18 protein-coding genes and 2 pseudogenes are annotated in these 21,402 nt (G+C 37.5%); 17 read left to right on the top strand and 3 right to left on the bottom strand.

Annotated elements, in window-relative coordinates; translation table 11 throughout:
• Positions 1–53: 53 nt before the first annotated feature.
• The 9 genes and pseudogenes from JM83_RS18340 (at position 54) to JM83_RS18300 (ending at position 11,073) form a co-directional block, all read left to right on the top strand.
• A complete protein-coding gene (locus tag JM83_RS18340) occupies positions 54–2,243 on the top strand; it encodes a copper-translocating P-type ATPase (protein ID WP_186435041.1) in 2,190 nt (729 codons plus the stop codon).
• The gene (locus tag JM83_RS18335) at positions 2,243–3,454 is read left to right on the top strand and encodes an MFS transporter (RefSeq protein WP_144963528.1); all 1,212 of its coding nucleotides are present in this window, start codon (positions 2,243–2,245) and stop codon (positions 3,452–3,454) included. The genes JM83_RS18340 and JM83_RS18335 overlap by 1 nt, the downstream gene beginning before the upstream one ends.
• Positions 3,455–3,730: 276 nt before the next feature.
• Positions 3,731–3,919, top strand: coding sequence for a hypothetical protein (locus JM83_RS18330; protein ID WP_144963527.1), 189 nt, complete (start codon positions 3,731–3,733; stop codon positions 3,917–3,919).
• Positions 3,920–4,283: 364 nt separating this feature from the next.
• Positions 4,284–5,333 (top strand): helix-turn-helix domain-containing protein, encoded by a 1,050-nt coding sequence (locus JM83_RS18325; protein ID WP_144963526.1) that lies wholly within the window; start codon positions 4,284–4,286, stop codon positions 5,331–5,333.
• A gap of 73 nt (positions 5,334–5,406) precedes the next feature.
• A complete protein-coding gene (locus tag JM83_RS18320; protein WP_144963525.1) occupies positions 5,407–6,159 on the top strand; it encodes a methyltransferase family protein in 753 nt (250 codons plus the stop codon).
• Between the two features lie 212 nt (positions 6,160–6,371).
• Entirely contained in the window at positions 6,372–8,708 is a 2,337-nt protein-coding gene (locus JM83_RS18315; protein ID WP_261376865.1) for a TonB-dependent receptor, read from the top strand.
• Positions 8,709–8,712: 4 nt separating this feature from the next.
• Positions 8,713–9,588, top strand: coding sequence for a DUF4249 domain-containing protein (locus JM83_RS18310; protein ID WP_144963523.1), 876 nt, complete (start codon positions 8,713–8,715; stop codon positions 9,586–9,588).
• Between the two features lie 254 nt (positions 9,589–9,842).
• Positions 9,843–10,028: pseudogene (locus tag JM83_RS18305) on the top strand (helix-turn-helix domain-containing protein); the annotation flags it as partial.
• 154 nt (positions 10,029–10,182) lie between these two features.
• Positions 10,183–11,073, top strand: coding sequence for an IS1595 family transposase (locus JM83_RS18300; RefSeq protein WP_144959948.1), 891 nt, complete (start codon positions 10,183–10,185; stop codon positions 11,071–11,073).
• 30 nt (positions 11,074–11,103) lie between these two features.
• Here JM83_RS18300 and JM83_RS18295 read toward each other — a convergent pair whose 3' ends face one another.
• Entirely contained in the window at positions 11,104–12,027 is a 924-nt protein-coding gene (locus JM83_RS18295; protein ID WP_144963522.1) for an IS1595 family transposase, read from the bottom strand.
• A gap of 248 nt (positions 12,028–12,275) precedes the next feature.
• Here JM83_RS18295 and tnpA (JM83_RS18290) point away from each other — a divergent pair, with 248 nt between their 5' ends.
• The 7 genes from tnpA (JM83_RS18290) to JM83_RS18260 all read left to right on the top strand — a co-directional run bounded on the left by tnpA (JM83_RS18290) (position 12,276) and on the right by JM83_RS18260 (position 16,733).
• On the top strand, positions 12,276–12,713 hold the full coding sequence (gene tnpA, locus JM83_RS18290; RefSeq protein WP_144963521.1) for an IS200/IS605 family transposase: 438 nt from the start codon (positions 12,276–12,278) through the stop codon (positions 12,711–12,713).
• A gap of 406 nt (positions 12,714–13,119) precedes the next feature.
• Complete coding sequence (locus JM83_RS18285; RefSeq protein WP_261376864.1) at positions 13,120–13,731, top strand: hypothetical protein; 612 nt, start codon at positions 13,120–13,122, stop codon at positions 13,729–13,731.
• Between the two features lie 285 nt (positions 13,732–14,016).
• Positions 14,017–14,697 (top strand): rhodanese-like domain-containing protein, encoded by a 681-nt coding sequence (locus JM83_RS18280; protein ID WP_144963520.1) that lies wholly within the window; start codon positions 14,017–14,019, stop codon positions 14,695–14,697.
• Between the two features lie 296 nt (positions 14,698–14,993).
• Positions 14,994–15,431, top strand: a complete 438-nt coding sequence (gene tnpA / locus JM83_RS18270; RefSeq protein WP_144963518.1) for an IS200/IS605 family transposase — start codon at positions 14,994–14,996, stop codon at positions 15,429–15,431.
• 49 nt (positions 15,432–15,480) lie between these two features.
• Positions 15,481–15,612: a hypothetical protein gene (locus JM83_RS19690; RefSeq protein WP_261376863.1), complete on the top strand. Its 132-nt coding sequence runs from the start codon at positions 15,481–15,483 to the stop codon at positions 15,610–15,612.
• 18 nt (positions 15,613–15,630) lie between these two features.
• On the top strand, positions 15,631–15,897 hold the full coding sequence (locus JM83_RS19685; protein WP_315897854.1) for a multicopper oxidase domain-containing protein: 267 nt from the start codon (positions 15,631–15,633) through the stop codon (positions 15,895–15,897).
• A 218-nt stretch (positions 15,898–16,115) separates the two neighbouring features.
• Positions 16,116–16,733, top strand: coding sequence for a class I SAM-dependent methyltransferase (locus tag JM83_RS18260; protein ID WP_186435040.1), 618 nt, complete (start codon positions 16,116–16,118; stop codon positions 16,731–16,733).
• A gap of 107 nt (positions 16,734–16,840) precedes the next feature.
• On the opposite strand, the gene JM83_RS18255 is transcribed toward JM83_RS18260, so the two are convergent.
• Entirely contained in the window at positions 16,841–19,522 is a 2,682-nt protein-coding gene (locus tag JM83_RS18255) for a hypothetical protein (protein ID WP_144963516.1), read from the bottom strand.
• Between the two features lie 163 nt (positions 19,523–19,685).
• On the opposite strand from JM83_RS18255, the gene JM83_RS18250 reads away from it, so the two are divergent.
• Positions 19,686–20,453 (top strand): IS5 family transposase, encoded by a 768-nt coding sequence (locus tag JM83_RS18250; protein ID WP_144959460.1) that lies wholly within the window; start codon positions 19,686–19,688, stop codon positions 20,451–20,453.
• On the opposite strand, the pseudogene JM83_RS19680 reads toward JM83_RS18250, so the two are convergent.
• A pseudogene (locus JM83_RS19680) lies at positions 20,426–21,048 on the bottom strand (GLPGLI family protein). The gene JM83_RS18250 and the pseudogene JM83_RS19680 overlap by 28 nt on opposite strands.
• Between the last annotated feature and the right edge of the window lie 354 nt (positions 21,049–21,402).

Below are 21,402 nucleotides of genomic sequence, written 5' to 3'. Positions count from 1 at the left end.
CACCTAAAAAAAACATAATTTAACATACCCTAACCTTTAAAAAACAGAGAACTATGGAAAATCACGAAGATCACAAACATCATGGCCACAAACACGGCAAAAATGGAAACGCAAAGGATTCCGCAAAAGAAGAAGCGAAGAAAAAAGAAGAACAGTTAAAAGATTATTTGGTCGAAAAAACCAAACACGGGCATGATGATGCTATGGCCAAAGAAGACCGTTCCAAGATGGACCACTCTAAAATGGATCATTCCGATCATGGAGGCAATGTACCAATGGGGATGGCAGGGCACGACCACCACAAAATGATGGTCGCCGATTTCAGAAAGCGATTCTGGATATCAACAATATTTACCATTCCAATCCTGTTCTTCTCACCAATGATACAGGAATTTTTTGGATATACATTTTTATTGCCTGGCAATCCCTATATCTTGTTTATACTCTCTTCTTTTGTTTATTTCTGGGGCGGCTGGCCCTTCTTAAAAGGATTTTACAACGAAATAAAATCAAAAGGTCCGGGAATGATGACACTCATCTCGATGGCCATCAGTGTTGCCTATTTTTACAGTACGGCGACCGTATTTGGCTTGAAAGGCGAAGATTTCTTTTGGGAATTGAGTACGCTTATTGTCATTATGCTCTTGGGGCACTGGTTAGAAATGAAATCGGTTTTGGGTGCCTCGAAAGCCTTGCAATTGTTGGTAAGCATGCTCCCCTCAGAAGCGCACAAAGTTGTTGGGGATACCATTGAAGACGTGAAACTGGATGAGCTTACAAAAGGGGACATAATCCTTATTAAACCGGGGGAAAAAGTACCGGCAGATGGTATTATTACCGAAGGTTCCAGTTACCTTAACGAATCTATGCTAACGGGGGAATCAAAACCTGTAAAAAAAGAATTGGACAATACAGTTATTGGAGGTTCCATTAATGGCAACAGCACTTTAAGGGTCAGGGTCAAGCATACAGGCAAGGACAGCTACCTCAACAAGGTCATTAAAATGGTCGATGAGGCACAACGCACCAAATCAAAAATGCAAAACCTATCGGATAGGGCAGCAAAATGGCTTACCTACATTGCACTGGCCATTGGTTTTGGTACATTGGCAGTTTGGCTAATCCTAGGGTTTCCATTTGTATATGCATTGGAAAGAATGGTTACGGTTATGGTCATTGCCTGTCCCCACGCCCTTGGTTTGGCCATTCCATTGGTAGTGGCGATTTCAACCGCGGTTTCCGCGCAGAATGGCTTATTGATCCGTAACCGGACCGCATTTGAAGAATCCCGTAAAATTTCGGCATTATTATTCGACAAGACCGGAACCCTTACCAAAGGTGATTTTGGGGTGACCCGTATTGAATCTGTAAATGAAAAATTCTCAAAAGGTGAAATATTACGGCTGGCAAGTGCTTTGGAACAAAGCTCTGAACATCCCATCGCTGTTGGGATCATTAAAAAAGTGAAGGCAGATAACGTGGCCATCCCAAAACCGGAAAATTTCAATGCCATTACGGGCAAAGGCGTGGAAGCGGATGTGGAAGGGAAACAAATAAAAGTGGTAAGCCCAGGATATTTAAGGGACGAGAAAATAAGCATTCCCGAGGATGCTTACAGCGATGCCGCCGAAACGGTGGTATTTGTTTTGATTGAAGGAAAACTGGCAGGATACATAGCCCTTTCGGATGAAATCAGGCCAGAATCTGCAGAAGCTATAAAAACCTTTAAAAAGAACAATATTAGAGTATACATGGCTACCGGGGATAATGAAAAAACCGCCAAAGCCGTAAGTGATAAACTTGGTTTGGACGGTTATTATGCCGAAGTATTGCCACATCAAAAAGTAGAGATTGTTAAAGAACTTCAAGGGAAAGGGGAATTTGTTGCGATGACGGGAGATGGGGTAAACGATGCTCCAGCCCTGGCACAGGCAAATGTTGGTGTTGCCGTAGGTTCCGGTTCTGATATTGCCGCAGAGACTGCCGATATTATTTTGGTGAACAGCAACCCAAAAGATATTGCCAATTTAATATTATTTGGTAAGGCCACCTATAACAAGATGATCCAAAACCTCATTTGGGCTACCGGCTATAATATTGTCGCCATTCCTTTGGCCGCCGGGGTTTTATACTCTACCGGATTTGTACTGGGACCTGCGGTAGCCGCCGTATTTATGAGTTTAAGTACCATTATAGTTGCTATTAACGCCCAATTATTGAAAAATAAAATCGGAAAGAAATAATGGATAAAAAAAGAAAGCTCGGCAGGATATTTTTAATCCTGCTGAGCTTATTTTTGGTCATGCTGGGATATGGCATTTTATTGCCCACCCTTCCCTACTATACCGAAAGGCTTGCTTTAGAAGATAACCTGGATCGTGATTCGATCAACTTTCATATTGGCCTACTCACCAGTATATATCCTCTCTTTCAGCTTCTTTTCGTGGTACTTTGGGGCAGGCTGTCCGATAAATACGGCCGTAAACCCATTATCATCACGGGGCTGATCGGTTTTATTATAATGCAATTGCTCACCGGGCTGGCGACCTCCCTTGCCATGCTCTATATAGCCCGTATCCTTGGGGGGATATTCACATCGGCTGTTATTCCTGTGAGCAACGCTTACCTTAGTGATATCACTTCCGAAGAACGAAGGACAAAGATAATGGCCTGGTCTGGGGTTGCGCTGAGTTCGGGAATTATCTTTGGTCCAGTTCTTGGCGGCTTTTTATCCCAGACAAACATGCATTGGAAGTTTTCATGGGGACTACTGCATTTGGATCGTTTTTCCGTCCCATTTCTTTTGGTTGCTTTTTTTGGTTTTATTGTCTTACTAATGACCGCCAAATGGTTGAAGAATACAACAAGGCTCAATAGGTTGGTATCAAAGAAAATAATTGTCAGGTTTTCTTTCAGCAGGTATTTTCTTGTTCTTTTATTGCTGTCCTTTGTTTTACAATTTGTGGTCACCTTGTTCGAAACGGTTTTTTCGATTTACGGAAAAGATGAGTTGTTATTTTCGGTTAATCAGATAGGCATGGCTTTTATGCTTTGTGGAGGTGTAATGGCGGTATTACAACCTGTATTTGCGACTTATGGTAAGAAATTTATAACGGTAAAACAACAAATTGGAGCCGGATTATTGCTTTCAGGAATTTCTATGATTGCATTTCCCTTTTTTAACAATGAATTTTATGTCTATGGGTTAATCATCATATTTGCCGTAGGGGGCGCTATGGTGACCCCGAACCTGCTTTCAGCTGTTTCCTTGCTTTCAAAAGAAAATGCCGGCAGCAATATTTCTATTCAGACATCGGCAAATAGTGTGGGACAGATTTTGGGCCCGCTTCTCGGAACGTGGATGATAGCAGGGGGCTTTTCTCTACCCTTTTTTATCGCGGGGATAGTTGTTTTGGCTGCAATGGGATTACTTTTAATAGAAAACGTCAAATAAAAGAAGGAAAAACGCACTGATCATAGTAAAATATTCATTATCCTATAGGCTTCTTTTAAAAATATGGTTAATTTTTTTAACCATAAATAATGGTTTCAATACTCCGTTCAATTATAATTTAAACACTTCTAAATTAGCAAAATATATTAAGAACAATAATTCCACAAATAGGGTAACATTTTGATTATAAGCATATTGAAAGTTGCTTTCGAATGGCTGCCAATTTTGCTTCACCAGGGAAATCCCGTTATATAGGTCTAACAAAAATTATATCTGGTGACCGATGCCTATTTCTCCAAACTCGGTTTTGTGGCGAAATTGCAGGACAGCGGCTTCCGGTTGGTGAGCCGGTTGCGCGATGATGCCGACCTTTTGTACAAATCTACTGGGAAGCAGAAAAAAGGCAGGGGCCGGTCATGGAAATATGACAGCAAAATAGACTTTGGCCAGTTGAGGGGGCAATGAACATAGAAGCCGGGAACGTAGAACAATTCAAAAATGTAAAAACCTGTACTAAAAGAGGCCTTTGCACACAAGGGGCCGGCCCTCATCCATGTTTTTTCTGATCTGGAAGCCCTGGCCACAAAGCACATTCAGAAAAAATGGACAAGCCCGATCCAAAATTGGAGTTTGACCATCCAACAATTATACATTAAATTTGAAGGACGGATCAAGCTTGATTTGGCGACCATTCCTTTGGGGGTACCCCCGAAAGAATGGAACAAAGAATAGAGTTTAAATCACACACCCAAGTACAATAAAATAAATTAACGCTATTCTAATACCTCAATGACTCTGCCGTGGGGTAGCTCATTAAAAAACGGAACAAATGCTTAAAATCATCCAAATTGTTGCCTTGCTGCAAGGCCTTTTTATTTTATTTATTTTTTATAGAACCAAAAAGAAATATAAGAAAGCAACTTTTTGGCTGTTTTTTGGAAGTATTGTATCTATACTGTTATACATAATTGGTAGTGATGATAACAACCTTTTTATAGATGGCGCAGATTGGTTTCTGTTTGACAGTTCGCTATTCCTGACGTTCCTTTTTTTGTATTTTAAATATTTTAGATCGGACAATGAGGTTTTTTTAAAAAGGGATTATTTATTTTTCTTGCCCAGTTTATTTTCATTTTTAATTGAAACATTGGAAATTGTCTCAGATCGGGAAAACGATTTTTTAGAAATAATAGAGACGTTAATTGAGTTTGTGTTTTTGGGTTACTTAATATATGTTTTATACAACTTACTTAAAACTAAAAGGGCAAATTGGATTCTGTACTTTGTTGTCCCTATTGTTTTAATAATGAGCATTTCATATATAAATGGTGTTCTTGATTTGGTTGAGTTGGCACCCATTGTATTTTCTGATGATGACGATTTTAATACCTATTTGCTCCTTGTTGTTGCATTCTTGTTTTATTTTATCACATTTTATTTCATAAGCAAACCAAAGGAACTTATACCAAATGCCAAGATTAACAAGTACAAATCCTCTAACCTAAAGCCTGAATTGATTGAAAAATATAAAAACGCTTTAATACAGGCAATGGAAAAAGAAAAATTGTTTGTGGATTCTAGATTATCGATTCATGAGGTCTCAAAAAAATTAAATATTCCCAGACAGTATATTTCTGAAGTTCTAAACTTACATTTAGAGAAAAGTTTTCAAGATTTTGTAAATGAATATAGGGTTGAAGCGTTTGTAAAAAACCTGAAAAACGACCAATATGACCATTTTACCCTTTTTGGGATGGCAACAGAAGTTGGTTTTAGCTCCAAGTCCACTTTTAATGCTACATTCAAGAAAGTCAAAGGAATAACTCCTACGCAATTCAAGAATTCTATTGCTAAAAAAAAGATAATTGGTGCAGAATAAGCATTCTGGACAACCTGCAAATAATCTTGTACATCTACATGTCGTTCTTTAAGGGAATTTAAATCATTAAAGTATGGCACTACAAGAAGAATTGAAAACACAAGGCGACTTTTTATTTAAAAATAGAAGTTATTTGCCATTGATTATTTTAGTTATCGGTCTATCGGTATTTATCCATTCAGAATATCACAAAAATGAGATAACAGACAATTCGATACCGCAATTATTCAACTACATCTGGCTTGGCATTAGTTTATTTGGCTTGTATATAAGGGTGGTCACGGTGGCTCATACGCCAATAAACACTTCTGGAAGAAATACAAAAGAAGGGCAAATTGCTGAAGAGCTGAACACAACAGGCATCTATTCAATAGTTAGGCATCCTTTATATTTGGGTAATTTCTTTATATGGCTTGGCGTGGCATTGCTCACTAATAACACTTGGTTTGTGATAGCCTTCATTTTGTTATATGCATTTTATTATGAACGTATAATGTATACCGAAGAAAGTTTTTTAAGACAAAAATTTGGAAACACTTATCTGGATTGGGCAAAAAAAACACCTGCGTTTATACCCTCATTTAAATATTATCAAAAAGCCAAATATCCATTTAGTATAAAAAAGGCATTAAAAAAAGAGAAAAACGGTTTAGCAGCCGTGTTTCTAATATTTTGGGCTTTTGGTTTTTTAGGCAAAACGGTAAAAGGAAAGGCTATTGGATTTGAATATGACTTCTGGTTTTATGGCGCTTTGGCTTCATCGATGATTTACATAGTATTAAAGATTATGAAAAAACAAAAATTATTGGATGAGGTAAATCGCTAATAAATTTACAACGCCGCATCCAATAATATGGCAATTATAACCTTCATAATATAGTATATAAGGCTGGCTTGCATCACAGCCAAGCGTAAACCTTTAGACATTACCGACAAAGCAAAATAATCTATTTTAAAACAATCAAATTATATATGCAATATTCAAATCAATTGTTCAAAAAATCTTTTTCATCATTATTTTTTATTTTAATTAACAGCATGATATTTGCCCAAGAAGAATACACCTTGCGAGGAACTATTAGCGATGAAACAAATGGCGAAACAATGTTTGCCACAACGGTTTATTTAAAAGGTACAACAATAGGCACAACCACAAATGAATATGGCTTTTACTCAATAACGGCGCCAGAAGGAAAATACATATTGGTTGTTTCGTATTTAGGATACAAAGAAATACAAAAAGAGGTATTTCTTAATAAAGATACAAAACTCAACATTGAAATTAAAGATGATCCAAGCACACTTGATGAGGTAGTGATTACAGCAGCTGAAAATTCAGGGAGATTAAACATTCGGAAGCCTCAAATGGGCGTTGTTATTTTAAAAGCGGAAACAATTAAACTGGCACCTGCCGTATTAGGTGAAGTCGATCTTATAAAGACCATTCAGCTTCTGCCAGGAGTGTCCAATAATGGAGAAGGTTCTGCGGGTTTTAACGTCAGGGGAGGAGCCGTAGATCAAAATTTAGTGCTTTTAGACGAAGCGATTATTTATAATACGTCTCACTTTTTTGGACTTTTTTCGGTTTTTAATAATGATGCCATTAAAGATGTAAAGCTATATAAAGGTGATATTCCTGCTAAATTCGGTGGTAGAACAGCTTCGGTCTTAGATGTAAGGCAAAAAGACGGTAACAATAAAAGGCTAGAGCTTAATGGAGGTATTGGGTTAATTTCAAGTAGGCTTGCCGTAGAAGCCCCTTTGTTTAAAAAGAAGGGCTCTTTTCTTTTGGCAGGGAGAACAACATATGCACAGCTTTTTATGGGGCTTGCAGACGATTTAGGTAATAGTAAAATTAGTTTTTACGATCTAAACCTAAAAACCAATTATGAAATTAACGAAAACAATAAAATATATTTATCAAGCTATTTCGGTAGAGATGTTTTTAATATATCAAGCCTTTTGGATAGTAACTACGGTAACATCACTGGTAACCTACGCTGGAACCATATTTTTAACGATAAACTATTCTCTAACTTATCGCTTATATATAGTAAATACGACTATCAAATAGTACTCGATTTTGTTAAATTGGATTGGATATCAGATATAGAAAATTTCAACCTAAAATACGATTTTGGCTATTATGCAAGCGATAAATTGAAAATAGACTTTGGGCTAAGTGGTATTTCATACGGTTTAAATCCTGGAGAAATCACACCATCTACGCCCACCTCACCCATTAACCCATTAAAATTAGACCAAAAAAGGGCTTTTGAAGCAGGAGCTTATGCTAGTGTAGAACATACTATTACGGATAAGCTTACCGCAAGATATGGTTTGCGCTACAGCACATTCAACAGATTGGGCGGACAGGCCATCACAAATTATGCAAATAATCAGCCAGTAGTTTATAACCAAGGACTAGGCATCTACCAAAGTGGTGAAGCTATTGGAGAAACAGAATATTCTAGAGGCCAAACCATTAAACAATTCGGAAATTTAGAACCACGCTTAGGATTGTCGTACAAATTATCTGACCATTCTTCAATAAAGGGAAGTTACACACGTACAGCACAATATCTGCAATTGCTATCTAATACGGCATCAGTAACACCTTTAGACGTTTGGACAACGAGCGGAACTTATGTAAAACCGCAACTGTCTAACCAATATGCTTTAGGGTATTATAAAAAATTCAATGACAATACATATTCCTTTGAAGCAGAAACCTATTATAAAACTACCGACAACCGAATTGACTATATTGATGGTGCAGATTTAATAGGTAATAACACCATCGAAACCGAAATTTTAAATGGCGAAGCAAGAGCCTATGGTTTGGAATTGATGTTTAGAAAAAACAAAGGGCGCTTTACGGGCTGGTTTTCATATACTTTGGCCAAAACAGAGCAACGCTCTTTTGGTGGAATTGCAGGAGGTCCGGGAATTAATAATGGCAATTGGTATAATGCGCCTTTTGATCGCACACACGATATTTCCATCACAGGAATGTATAAATTTACAGATAATTGGACATTTAGCGCAAATGCAGTCTATCAAACCGGTCGCCCAGTTACGTATCCAACCGGTCAATTTGAATACGACGGATCTTCTGTTGTGATCTACAACAATAGAAATGCCAATAGATTACCTGCTTACCATAGGATAGATGTTTCGGCAACCTACAAACCCAATCGCAAACCAGATAAGCAATGGAAAGGCGAATGGGTTTTTAGCATTTATAATATGTACAATAGAAGAAATGCCGCCTCTATAACATTCGGTCAAAATTATAATACAGGAGCAAACGAAGCAACAAGGACTTCCATATTTGGTATTATCCCTTCAATAACCTATAACTTCAAATTTTAATAAAATGAACACTTTAATAGAAATAATACGCAAAAACATATTAAAATCAAAACACGCACTAAAAATGGCTTTACTTGGTTTAATTGCTTTTTCCTGCACAGATGTGGTAGATATAAGCGTACCAACCGAAGCCCCACGTTTGGTTATTGAAGCATCTCTAGGTTGGGAAAAAGGCTCGTTAGGAAATAACCAAACCATAAAATTAAGCCTATCCACCCCATTTTACGATCTAACACCAAGCCCTGTAACAGGCGCATCTGTAAGGGTTGCAAACGTTACAAACGGCGATGTGTTTATTTTCGAAGACCAACAGGATGGTCGTTATACAACCGCAGATTTTGAACCAATAATCAACAACACCTATAACTTAGAGGTGATTTATAATAATGAGGCCTATACCGCTCAAGAAACACTAATACCTGTTCCTGAAATAGATAGAATAGAGCAATCCCGTATAGGTGGTTCAGACGAAGAAGAGCTAGACCTAACCATCTATTTTAATGATCCAGAAGATAAGATGAATTTTTATTATGCCACATTTTTGGAAGGTAATGATTTGCTGCCTCTAAGGGTAGTCTTATCTGACGAATTTACAAATGGCAACGAAATGTCTGTTTTTTATGAAGAAAACGAGGCCGACCAAGCAGATGAGATACTACCCGGAGATATGGTAGATATATACCTGTTTGGCATATCCGAACAATATTATGATTTTTTGGATACATTAATTGAGCAAGGCGATAATGCAGGAGACCCCTTTGCAACCGTACCAACACGGCTAAAAGGTAATTACATAAATCCAGAAAATCCCGATGATTATGCTTTTGGGTATTTTAGGGTTACAGAATTTGTAAATGAGGTTTATACGTTCGTCGAGTAGAGGAAGTTTTAATATTTCCAAAGATAATTACAACAAAAGGCAAAAAGCAAATAACCTGGTAAAGGCATCATTTAAATATCAAATATTGAAGATTGCCTTTCAAATTAATACGGAATATTCCTTAAAACACTATAAATTTATAGCAACATGGTAGTTTTAGAGTAAATATTGGAGACTAATAACGTAAAACCAACTACAATGCACTTGTTGGTTTTACAATTTCTCTTGAATAAAAAAATGGTTGTCAGTTTAACCAAAAAATTGAGCACATAAAAGAACTCATTGTTTATGATGAGTTAACCTTGAGTGAGATAGCTTTTAAACTTAACTATAGTAGTGTTGCCTATTTGAGCAATCAGTTTAAAAAGATGACAGGAATGACACCTACACAGTTTAAAAAGTCTGGGGATAAAAATCGAAAATATTTGGATAAAATATAATGAACTTTATATAATACCGTGGCTAGTATGAAAGTATTATTATCATTTATTGGTCTTGGTATTATGTTATGTTTATAGATAATATAATTATTGACTTAGGCACTTTGTTATTAGTAATAAAGTCATTATATTAGGGCAAACAACTGTTGAAATTATGGAGCAAAGATTTAAAAGCCTATCTCTTTTCGAGTTTCAGGAACGGTATTCCTCGAAAGGAGACTGCCTCGCCTATTTGGCAGAGCTAAAATGGGGCAACGGTTTTTTATGCCGTAAATGCGGGCATGGGAAATCCTGTAAGGGCGTGCCAGCTGCTTCGCGGCAGTGCACCAGTTGCAATTATACGGAGTCCCCGACTGCCAACACACTTTTTCATATGGTCAAGTTCGATCTTGTCAAGGCGTTCTACATAGTCTATTTCGTGGCCACAAACAAAAAGGGCATCACCTCTACCGAACTCAGCCGAAAATTGGAGCTTAGGCAAAAGACCTGCTGGTCTTTCAAGCGCAAGGTCATGAAGGCCATGAAAAGCTCTGGAGACCACCCCATAACCGGAACCGCCGAAGTGGACGAAACAGTCTTTGGTGGACAGGAAGAGGGGGTGCGTGGAAGAAAAAATGGGAGCAAAAAGCTCGTGGTAGTTGGTATTCAGAAAAAGAAAAAGGGCGTTTCAAGGCTCTACGCCCGAGAGATATCCCATGCCGATGCAGCATCGTTGGGTGATTTCATGAAGCATCATATCGCTGTAGATGCCAATGTGACCACTGACCAATGGTCAGGTTATGGCCCCTTGGCCAAGGTCTTCGAGAATCTAGTGCAGATCCCGTCGGGAAAGAAAGGAGCCAATTTCCCCGATCTCCATAGGGCTATAATGAACCTCAAGGGATGGCTCAGGGGAATGCACCACCACGTCTGGGACCTTCAGGACTATTTGGATGAGTACTGCTATAGGTTCAACCGAAGCTTCATGAAGGAAGGAATATTCGAAAATCTTATGATACGAATGGTAAACGCATCGCCATGTCTTATAAAAAATATTAGTAATTAAGTGCCTAAGTCAATATAATGAATTAATTGATTACACACTTTTATACCAGTATTGAAAACTTACCGCTAAAACCAGCCTGTCAAATAAACGTTCACCAAAATATCTTCTGTTTAGTTTATAGCAAAATTCATGGAGGTAATTCTGTAGATATTTACCTTTTATTTTATGGTAAATACCTAACAGGGTGCGCTTTGCGTTGCTAATTGCTATATGCACCCATTTAAGGGTTGTGACCGTGGTTTCCCTGCTCGATTTTTCGGTCACATGCATTTCAACATAGTCTGATATATCCACGTAGGATGTGCTCTTATCGCTGAATACGATCGACATTTCATCAAAGCTATTGGCAATAGTGGTGTTTACCTCTTCTGCTCTGTGCGTGTCCAATACCTTCATCTTAAAGTATCGGCAATGACTTGACTTTTTGCCCGTTTGCAAATCTTCCAAAGGTGTGGACTCTGCCATTACAGCCACATTGGATTGTCTCTGGCTTCCGCGACCCCTCTTTAGTTGCTGCTTGTCCTTTTCTTTGGTGGCAACTTCAAAATAGCCCTCGTCGAACTCTACCATGTCCTCCAGTTTGTACAGGTCGTCGCGCTTGCCCACGGCGGTTCTTATCTTGTGCATCAAGGACCATATCGTGGTGTAACGTGAGTGGTTAAGCTGGCGCTGGAGTTCGGTGGCAGATATCCCTTTCTTGCTATAGGTCATAAACGCCATGGCCAGGTACCATGTCCGGACCGGTAGGTTGGAATGCTCCATCATCGTACCGCTGCGTAGAGTTGTCCTAAAGCGGCAGTCGCTGCACTGCCACATCCACTTTGCCTTAAGCCAATAATGTTTCGTGCCATTGCACTTTTTACATATTAGGCCATCCCTTTCCCTTACATCTCGCAGATGAACCTTACAGGAGGTTTCATCAGGAAATTGTTCTATAAAATGTAGTAAATTCATAACTTTAACCTGTGTTTAAAGATAAAGAAATTATAGTTTAGTGGCATAATCAAGTGTAATCAAAATTTAATCCCTCATTGAGGGTTTAATTCCCCGAGGCTTGCCTCGAATTTTTAAAAATATTTTCCAATGCATACCTCGTGGGCTTGCCCCGAGGTTCTTGATTGATTGGTCTCAGATTAGGGTTCAAACCCTGCAATTTCATTGCAGAACTTTAGTGATGCGAAAAAATCTATACATTCGCATCTATGAGTACAAATATAAGAAAAGGTTCACATACAGTTAGTCGTCTGACGTGTCATATTGTTTGGTCTATAAAATATAGATACAAGGTTCTACAGGGGGATATCCAAGCTCGTTGTCGCGAACTTTTAATACAGGTTTGTGAAGCTCAGGAAATCGAGATACTAAAAGGTGTTGTTAGTCCAGATCACGTTCATATGCATATAGAGTATGCTCCAAAACTAAACGTGAGCTCTATAGTTAAAAGTTTGAAAGGTCGTTCCTCCCGCAAACTTCAGCAAGAGTTTCCAGTCCTAAAAAAGCGTTATTGGGGCAATCATTTTTGGTCGAGCGGTTATGGTGCTTGGAGCAGCGGGAATATAACAGACAAAATGGTAAATGAATATTTAGAACATCATAGAAGGAAGGATAGTAATGATAATTCAGATTTTATACTTGAGTAAGAAAAAGAAGGACTTTCAGTCCTGATAGTAAAAAATCCCTGCACTTCTAGTGCAGGGTGGTTTAATTTTTTATTGCTTGAATGTAACTTTAGTTACAACGCGTAGAAATTATACAGAGAAACAGCTTGGAATTCAGGGTTCTTTAAGTAAGTACAAAAAAATACCCCTTGTGTACTCTATGTTACAGAATTTCCGGTTTATTGGCCTTACATTTGTTTCAGATCGCCCAAATTTTAAATAATCCGAAAATCACGAACTATTACATAAGGACAACATTAAAAAACACCACTTTCAGCGAAGCCGCAACTGGCCTATCCTTGCCACTATGACAACCAATTTGTTGCCGGGCGGGCGCTAATGTTGTAAATTTGGATATCACTGAATAGTAATCAAAAACAGATAAATTATGAAAAGAACAGTAAAATTTTTATTCGCGATAAGCTTGTTCAGCTTGCTGCTCGGGTGTAAAGCCACCTTTGATGCACCCACTGCTATGGAAACCCAACAAAACCGGCAACAGGTTTACCGGGAAATCGTTTCCAACCCCGCACATTTGGACGAGTTTATGGAAAGCGTGCAAAACAACCCGGAAGCCAAAATGATGCTGATGGAAAACCATATGAAAATGATGGAAAGCGATGGGATGAAAGCAATGATGCAAAATCCGCAGATGAAGGAAAAAATGATGGCTCACAGGGAAAAAATGATAAAGGACAACCCAGAAATGCAGGAAATGATGATGAATAAAATGATGGATAAGCCGGAAATGCTGCAGAAGATGATGGCCCAGATGCAGGAAAACCCGCAAATGCGCAAGCAAATGATGGAAAAAATGCAGGGAATGATGCAAAAAAACCCAGAAATGCGCGAACAGATGATGCAAAGGATGCAAAAAATGATGCAGGAAAACCCCGAAATGCGGGAAATGATGATGGAACGCATGGCCAAGATGATGGAAGGGGATCCAGAGATGAAAAAGAAGATGAAGGATAAAATGGAGCAAAAGCACAAGCATTAATAGGATGAACTTTCCAAAAAAATAAAAAAAATAATTTTTAATCAGTAGTGTTCGATAAAAGTATTGATTAATTCTGAAAAGTTCTATATCATATGCCGTTCCTGCGGAACGGAACTTTTGAGCGATTGTGTTTGATTACCAAATATTAAATACCTAACGGCATTGCGCCCCAGCGGGGCAAAATAGTGGTAATACATAAACCACCAATAAATAAATGTCCCGGAGGGACATCATATAGTTTTTAACTGGAAACTACTGATTTTTAACGCTAAATAGAAGATTTTTATGGAGATTATAATAGCAGCTACCAAAACGTGCAATCACCGGCCTTTACTTGAAAAGATATTTCAGGATGCATGGCTGCCCTATAAGGTATTTTATTTTGAAAGTCATCCAGAATTAATGAAAAAATATAAATTAAAGCGATCACCATTGTTAATTGTAGATGAAAAAGTGGAAGCTATAGGGATGCCCGAAATGGATCAGATAGCCGAATTGATAGAAAGAAATAAGGACATATCTGATATCAGAACCCCAAAAAGGGCCAAAAATCATATGGTTCCCATCAGTATAAATAAAAACCCCGGTTTGGTGGAAGTTGATACTACATGGGGAAGTATTCAACCCATGGAAGCTGCAAAAGGGGTCCCTACCGTTGGGGAATTGGAAGTGTTTCATCACAAAAAAATGAACCTGTCCATTATTGATGCAAGAAAATCCGATACTTTTGAAGAAGTAAGTATTCCTGGCTCAAAAAATATTCCTTATGATAAGATCGTGGAAAGGATGGGTGAGTTGGATAAAAATCATCCCAGTATATTTTTTTGTAATGGACCACAATGCCCGCAGTCATCAACAGCAATAAAGAAACTTATAGATGCCGGTTATCCGGCCAACAAAATTTTATATTATAGAGGAGGAATGCATGACTGGATAACATTGGGGCTTCCAGTGCAAAGAGCCTAAAAAATAGGCATATTCAACAATTGGGCGTTTGCCCAAAAAAACTTTTTAAAGAATTAAAAAAATAAATTCATAGTTTACTGTTTCTCAAAATTACTCATAAATAAAAGAATTTTGGTTGAGCCATTCAGAAAGTAGCGGAACACCTAAAAAAAAAGGCTTGGGTATTTTAACCGAGATCAATGTGACCGAAACTTTAAAGAAGAAATTGGATATTGATTGGTCTCAGATTAGGGTTCAAACCCTGCAATTTCATTGCAGAACTTTAGTGATGCGAAAAAATCTATACATTCGCATCTATGAGTACAAATATAAGAAAAGGTTCACATACAGTTATTCGTCTGACGTGTCATATTGTTTGGTCTACAAAATATAGATACAAGGTTCTACAGGGGGATATCCAAGCTCGTTGTCGCGAACTTTTAATACAGGTTTGTGAAGCTCAGGAAATCGAGATACTAAAAGGTGTTGTTAGTCCAGATCACGTTCATATGCATATAGAGTATGCTCCAAAACTAAACGTGAGCTCTATAGTTAAAAGTTTGAAAGGTCGTTCCTCCCGCAAACTTCAGCAAGAGTTTCCAGTCCTAAAAAAGCGTTATTGGGGCAATCATTTTTGGTCGAGCGGTTATGGTGCTTGGAGCAGCGGGAATATAACAGACAAAATGGTAAATGAATATTTAGAACATCATAGAAGGAAAGATAGTAATGATAATTCAGATTTTATACTTGAGTAAGAAAAAGAAGGACTTTCAGTCCTGATAGTAAAAAATCCCTGCACTTCTAGTGCAGGGTGGTTTAATTCTTTATTTCTTTATGGAGGGAATGCAATGGACCATCAACGGAAAAACTTTTGAATTTAATGAAGCTACCGATCATGAAACGGTAAAATTGGGCAGCACGCAAGTTTGGGAATGATCCAATACCGGTGGCGGTATGATGAACAGAAATACTGATGATTGCGGTGGTATGGGCCAGATGATGCAGATGCCCCATCCCATTCACCTCCATCTGGTCCAGTTTAATATCTTGGAGCGAGACAGTTCGGGAATGGACCGGGCTATCTGGGATTCCATAAAAGACGGCCTGATAGACGGGGGCTGGCAGGACACAGTGCTGCTTATGCCGGGAATGAAGATCAGGATCATTATGCATTTTGAAAATTATAAAGGCCTGTTTCTGTACCACTGCCATAACCTGTAACATGAAGATATGGGCATGGTGCGGAATTTTAAGATCAGTTGATACCCATTTAAGCTGTATGTACTTTAATAAAAACCAAGTTTCGTACAGGAATGAATAGACGATTGAATGTACCAGGACCCCTAAAAGCAGTTTCGGTTCCCACCATAAAAAGCGATCCAGTTTTGCCAACATGTGAGGATGGAGTTCTAAGAATTTAATAGCTTAATATTAGGATAATGACCAAACCCGATCAGATAAAAAATCGTTACAATCGTGTAGCCAGATGCTACGATTGGATGGAAAGCCCTATGGAAACCGCCAAATTTTCAAAATGGCGACGGGAACTTACCCGCCAGGTTACCGGTAATACACTTGAAGTTGGTATTGGCACGGGAAAAAATATTCCCTATTATCCTGAAGAGGTGAAGCTTACCGCTATTGACTTTAGCAAAAACATGTTGAAAAGAGCGAAATTGAAATATCAGGATGATCCACGCAAAATCAGTTTTATCGAAATGGATGCCCAGGACATGATTTTTGAAGACAACACTTTTGACACGGTGGTAACCAGCTGCGTTTTTTGTTCGGTACCCGATCCGGTAAAAGGATTACAGGAAATAAGGCGGGTTTTAAAACCGGGCGGCCAGCTCCTCATGTTGGAACACGTGCGAAGCAAACAAAAATTCCTAGGTAGATTAATGGACTGGTTCAATTTTGTCCCCCTGAATATTTGGGGGGCCAACATTAACCGTCAGACCATAGATAACCTGAAAAAAGCAGGGTTTACAAAGATGGAGGTTAATAACTTATGGAGGGATATTGTGAAATTGATCAAGGTCAGGAATATAAAGTAGATATCCGTAGGGCTCCTGCGGGCAAATTTAGGCCCCATTGAGGTCAAAGACCTGCTCACGAATACGGTGTTGGTAGCCGTTTTCATTAATCCGTATTTTTATTTATTTTAAAAATTCCACGTCAGATTTAGTAAAAAATATCTTGGCAGTAAGTTACTTCTAAATATTGTTGTTGAAATGTCAGAAGTTTGAACTTGCTCAAAATTATTCTCATTCGTAATGTTTCGCATTGTGAAACTTGCTCCCCATTTTTTGTTGTTTGGTCTATGTCTTAAAGTTGCATCTAAAAAGAAAAATTGCTCATCTGATTGTTCGGTATTGGGTAAATAATAATCCGATGATAATATTGCAAACCATTTTTTATTCGGTTTTACAATCACTTTAAAGGTGTTTTGCCAAGATCTATTAATGAAAGCTGATTGGTTTTCACTTTTAGAATTGGAATATTGATAGGTAAATGTATTTTCAAAATTTACAGGTATTTCAAAAGCTGTTTTCCAAAAAAATGAGTTACTTAGATATTGGTTTTTATTTTGTCGTAAATCTGAATTATTTACGATATTTCTAAAGTTGGATAAGGTGTAATTACTCGTTAATTTAAGTGTTGATTCTATAAATGGAATATATTTTGAAATTTGCATATTCATATTCCAATTGCTGTTATCTTGTGGTAAAAAGAAATATTCAATTTGTGTGGTAGTTTCTGTGATGTTTTGATTAGTAAAAAAGTTTCCTGTTGACTTTTGATAACTCACATTAGCGTTGAGTTCAAATTGATTATACAAATCATTATTAAAGTACAATAAACTATACCGTTGGCTATTCTGCAATTCCAAACTTGGCAAATTACTGATAGTGGTTCTATTGTTAATAAGTACTTGATTTAAAAAGAAATATTGCTCTGCACTAGTATTTTGATTATAACCCAAATTAGCAGATAAAAACGAAATAGAGTTTAATTTATACTTTAAGTATAAGGCTGGTTCAAAAATGAAATCATTTTGATTTTGTTCCTCATTCACTATGTTTTGTTCTAAATTCTGATTTAAAACTCTAACAGAATATGATGGCGAAAGTTGCCATTTACCTCGATTAAAATTATAAACTCCTGTATTGAAAATGTTACTTTTGGTGTAATCAAAATTGTTTTCTGAAATGGTTTCTTCTGAATTAAAAAGCCTCGATATCAATGGCGAGTAATTAAAATTAGCACCTAAAGTAAAAGTATATTTGTCTCTGTTCCCTGAACCTAGATAAGTTGCTTTTCCTTCCAAAAATGTCCTTTTAAACTCACTTTCTTGGTTGTCATTTAAAGCATCTTCATCAAATAAAGATGGGGTTATGCTAAAAGTTTGTGGCAAATCATTAAATGAATGAAAAAGTGAAAGTTGTAAAGCTTTCTTATCTGCTAGTTTTTTTGTCCATAATAAATCTTGCTTTAAGTAAAAATCTTCTGTATTTAAAAAGGTAGTAAATTCATCGGTTTGGTTTTGAATAACCATAGTTGGTGTTTCGATATTTTCTTGTCTTAATCTTAAATTATATTCCAACAAAGATGTTTTTGAGGTATTGTATTTTATTTCCAAATCGCCACGGTATTGTTGTGGTTTTTTGGTAATGAAAGTATTATCTGTAGTTGTAAAAATGTCATTATTTATCTGGAAATCATTCTGAAAAAGTTGATTCGTAGTAATTCTGTCTTGTAGATAATATAGATTTGTTTTAATGCTTAATTTTGGGTTTAGTTTAAAAATAGCATTGTAGTTCCCAAAAAACTGATTGTTGATATTTGCTCTTCTATCTTCTAAAATATTGGAAAAACGAGTTTCGGGAATTATGTTTTCCGCAAAAAAATCTCGCTCCTTTTCCTGTTCCAAGCTGTAATTAAAGCCAAAGTAATCGAAAGGAGTGTGATTCACCCCCACATTATTATAGGCCAAAGTAGCAAAGGATTTATAAGTTTTAGTAATCCCTAGTAAATTAGAATTTAAATTGAAAGCTTGCTCTCCACCTCCGAACCAACCACTACCAAAATCTATATTACCTGAGACATCTATTTTTCTTTTCTTTAATTTTAAATTGAGGGAAACTTTACCACCTTGTTCTATACCTTTTAAAAGTGGATTTTCTGCATAATTATCTATGGCTTCAACTTGCTCTACCATATCCACATTGATATTCTTTGTGCCTAAGGTATAGTTGAACCCAAATAAGTTATCACCATCTAACGTAACGGTTTCAATAGATTTTCCTTTGTATTTTATTTCTCCCGATTGTTCATTTACTAATATCCCGGGTAATTTTTTTATGACTTCTTGTATTTTTCTTTCACTTCCGTCCGAATATACGGAAACATTGTAAGAGATAGTATCTTTAGCAATTCTAAAAGGTTTTTTTTTAGCTAATACGATTATATCATCTAGTATTACAGGTGGTTTCTCTTTTAATACCACCTGTATAGCATATATACTATCAGGTTCATTTTTATCAATAATCTTTGAATTATTGAAATACCCATAACTCTTAAAATTAATAACTATATTTTCGTAAGTTCTAGTTAACTTTATTTTTCCTTTGCCATTTTCTAGTTCAAAAAATTCCTTAATTGTTAAACTGTCAGACAATTCACTAACCGTTACTATCACAGGACTTGTGTTTTCTCCATAACTATCAATCACTGAGATATCCAATGTTTGAGAATAAACGACTTTAGGGTTAAAAATCAGTAAAGAAAAAGACAAAAATTTTATGAAATATAAAGTTAATCTCACGCCATAAATAAATTCCATATAAACTAGAATTCAAGCAATATACCATTAGTTTGCACCTTTTCTGAAAAAATTTCTAAATGGTTGTCTACACTAAGAGCATGTTTAAAAACAAATTTGGGTGAAAGTTTGTAAAAAAAGTTGGGCAGTATAAACTTTGTAGTTCACAAATAAAACAGAGTTTATGAAATCGAGATACACCCGATCGACTGCCCAACAGTGGGAAATTATGAAAAAATTCCTTCCCGTTAAAATCAAGGGCCACTATAAGTTGCGCGACATTGCCGACGCCATCCTTTGGATATTGCGCACCGGCTGCCAATGGCGGAACCTACCGGAATGCTTTCCCAAATGGGAGAGCGTCTACTACCATTTCAGGAAGTGGGGCCGGGACGGCACCCTTTCAAGGCTGAACGCAGGGCTGAACATGATGGAGAGGAAGCGGCAGGGAAAGGGGGCAACACCCAGTATGCTGTCGATCGACAGCCAGTCCGTCAAGGCGGGGCCGATGACCTCCGAGTCGAAGGGCATCGACGGGAACAAGAAGATAAACGGACGGAAACGGCACGCGATCACCGATACCCTCGGCCTGGTATGGGGCGTTGTGGTAGGCGCGGCGAACCAGGCCGACGGGGCGGTGGCCGAGAGGGTGGTGGAGCCCCTGTTGGGCTATCTGGACCGGATGGAAAAGATACTGGCCGACCATGCCTACAAGAAGGTGTTCATGGAGTGGGTCGAGAGGACGGTAATAGGGCTGGAAGTGGAGATCTCGTCATGCCCGCCATCCTCGAAAGGCTTTGTCCCGGTAAAGTGGAGATGGGTCACCGAAAGGACCTTCGGGATCTTCAATTTCTTCAGGCGACTGGACAAGGATTATGAAAAAACACCGGAAAGTCAGGAATATTGGGTATTGTGGCAGAATTGTCAGATTATCCTCAATAGAATCGAATGATTCTTGTGAATCGTTTTTAAACATGCTCTAAAATGTAGGGTAAATCCACTATCACCCTCTGCTTCTACTTCAGATTTTAAACCTTTTATATATCTGTCCAAAAACGAATTAAAATCTTCTACAAATTCACCCCATGTTTGAAACTTCTTTTTTTTGTTCTTCTTTAAATAATTAGTAAATTCAGATTCGGTGTTTTGTTTGTGTTTTTCTATACTGTAACATTCCATCTTATAAGTTTCTCTATCGCTTTTGGCGACTACTTTAAGAATCATTCCTGGTAGACCGCCAAACTTCCACGGCCCATTACTAATGGCTATTTCATCAGTGTAAAAACTTCATATTCTCTGCCATGAAAAGTTGATTTAGCTTTCTTACAAGCATAGCCTAACACTTCTTCGGATACATTTTCCATTAACGTCCAATCCATGTTATGCAAAGAATCGTTTACAAAAAAATGAGCTCCTAATATATCATATTCACTGAATACTTCTTTCGATTCTAGGTTTTTAAATAAGACTTTCCTTTTATAATCTTCATCAGGTATGTATGTAGGATTAAATTCTGATTGTTTTGGATCACTCACTTCTTTCCACATTGTAACATTTTCACCTAAAACTAAATCGTAATCCGAGGTTAAAAAGTTTTTTTGAACTTGAAAATGGAAAACCAAATTTTCATCTTGGGCATAAGTAATACACGAATATAAAAACGTGACTAGTAATATAATTTGTTTCATAATTCACGAATGATTGAATTCAACTTAAAAATTAAATAATTGAAACTGCTTATCTACTTTAAACACGTTGAGCCATTTTCCCGGCCTTCAGGGATTTTAGAGGGCTCGGTGCCGGTGTTACCGACTGTTGGACAAGCCTGTAGAACAATTTCCCCCTGTGGGTCGACAGCTTTCTGTTGAAACGGAAGGCGTACTCGTCCAGATAGAACCCCA

Origin of the sequence: Gillisia sp. Hel_I_86 (assembly GCF_007827275.1) — a bacterium.
In the GTDB taxonomy this organism is placed as follows: Bacteria; Bacteroidota; Bacteroidia; order Flavobacteriales; family Flavobacteriaceae; genus Gillisia.
This window is presented reverse-complemented; position numbering and strand designations above follow the sequence as displayed.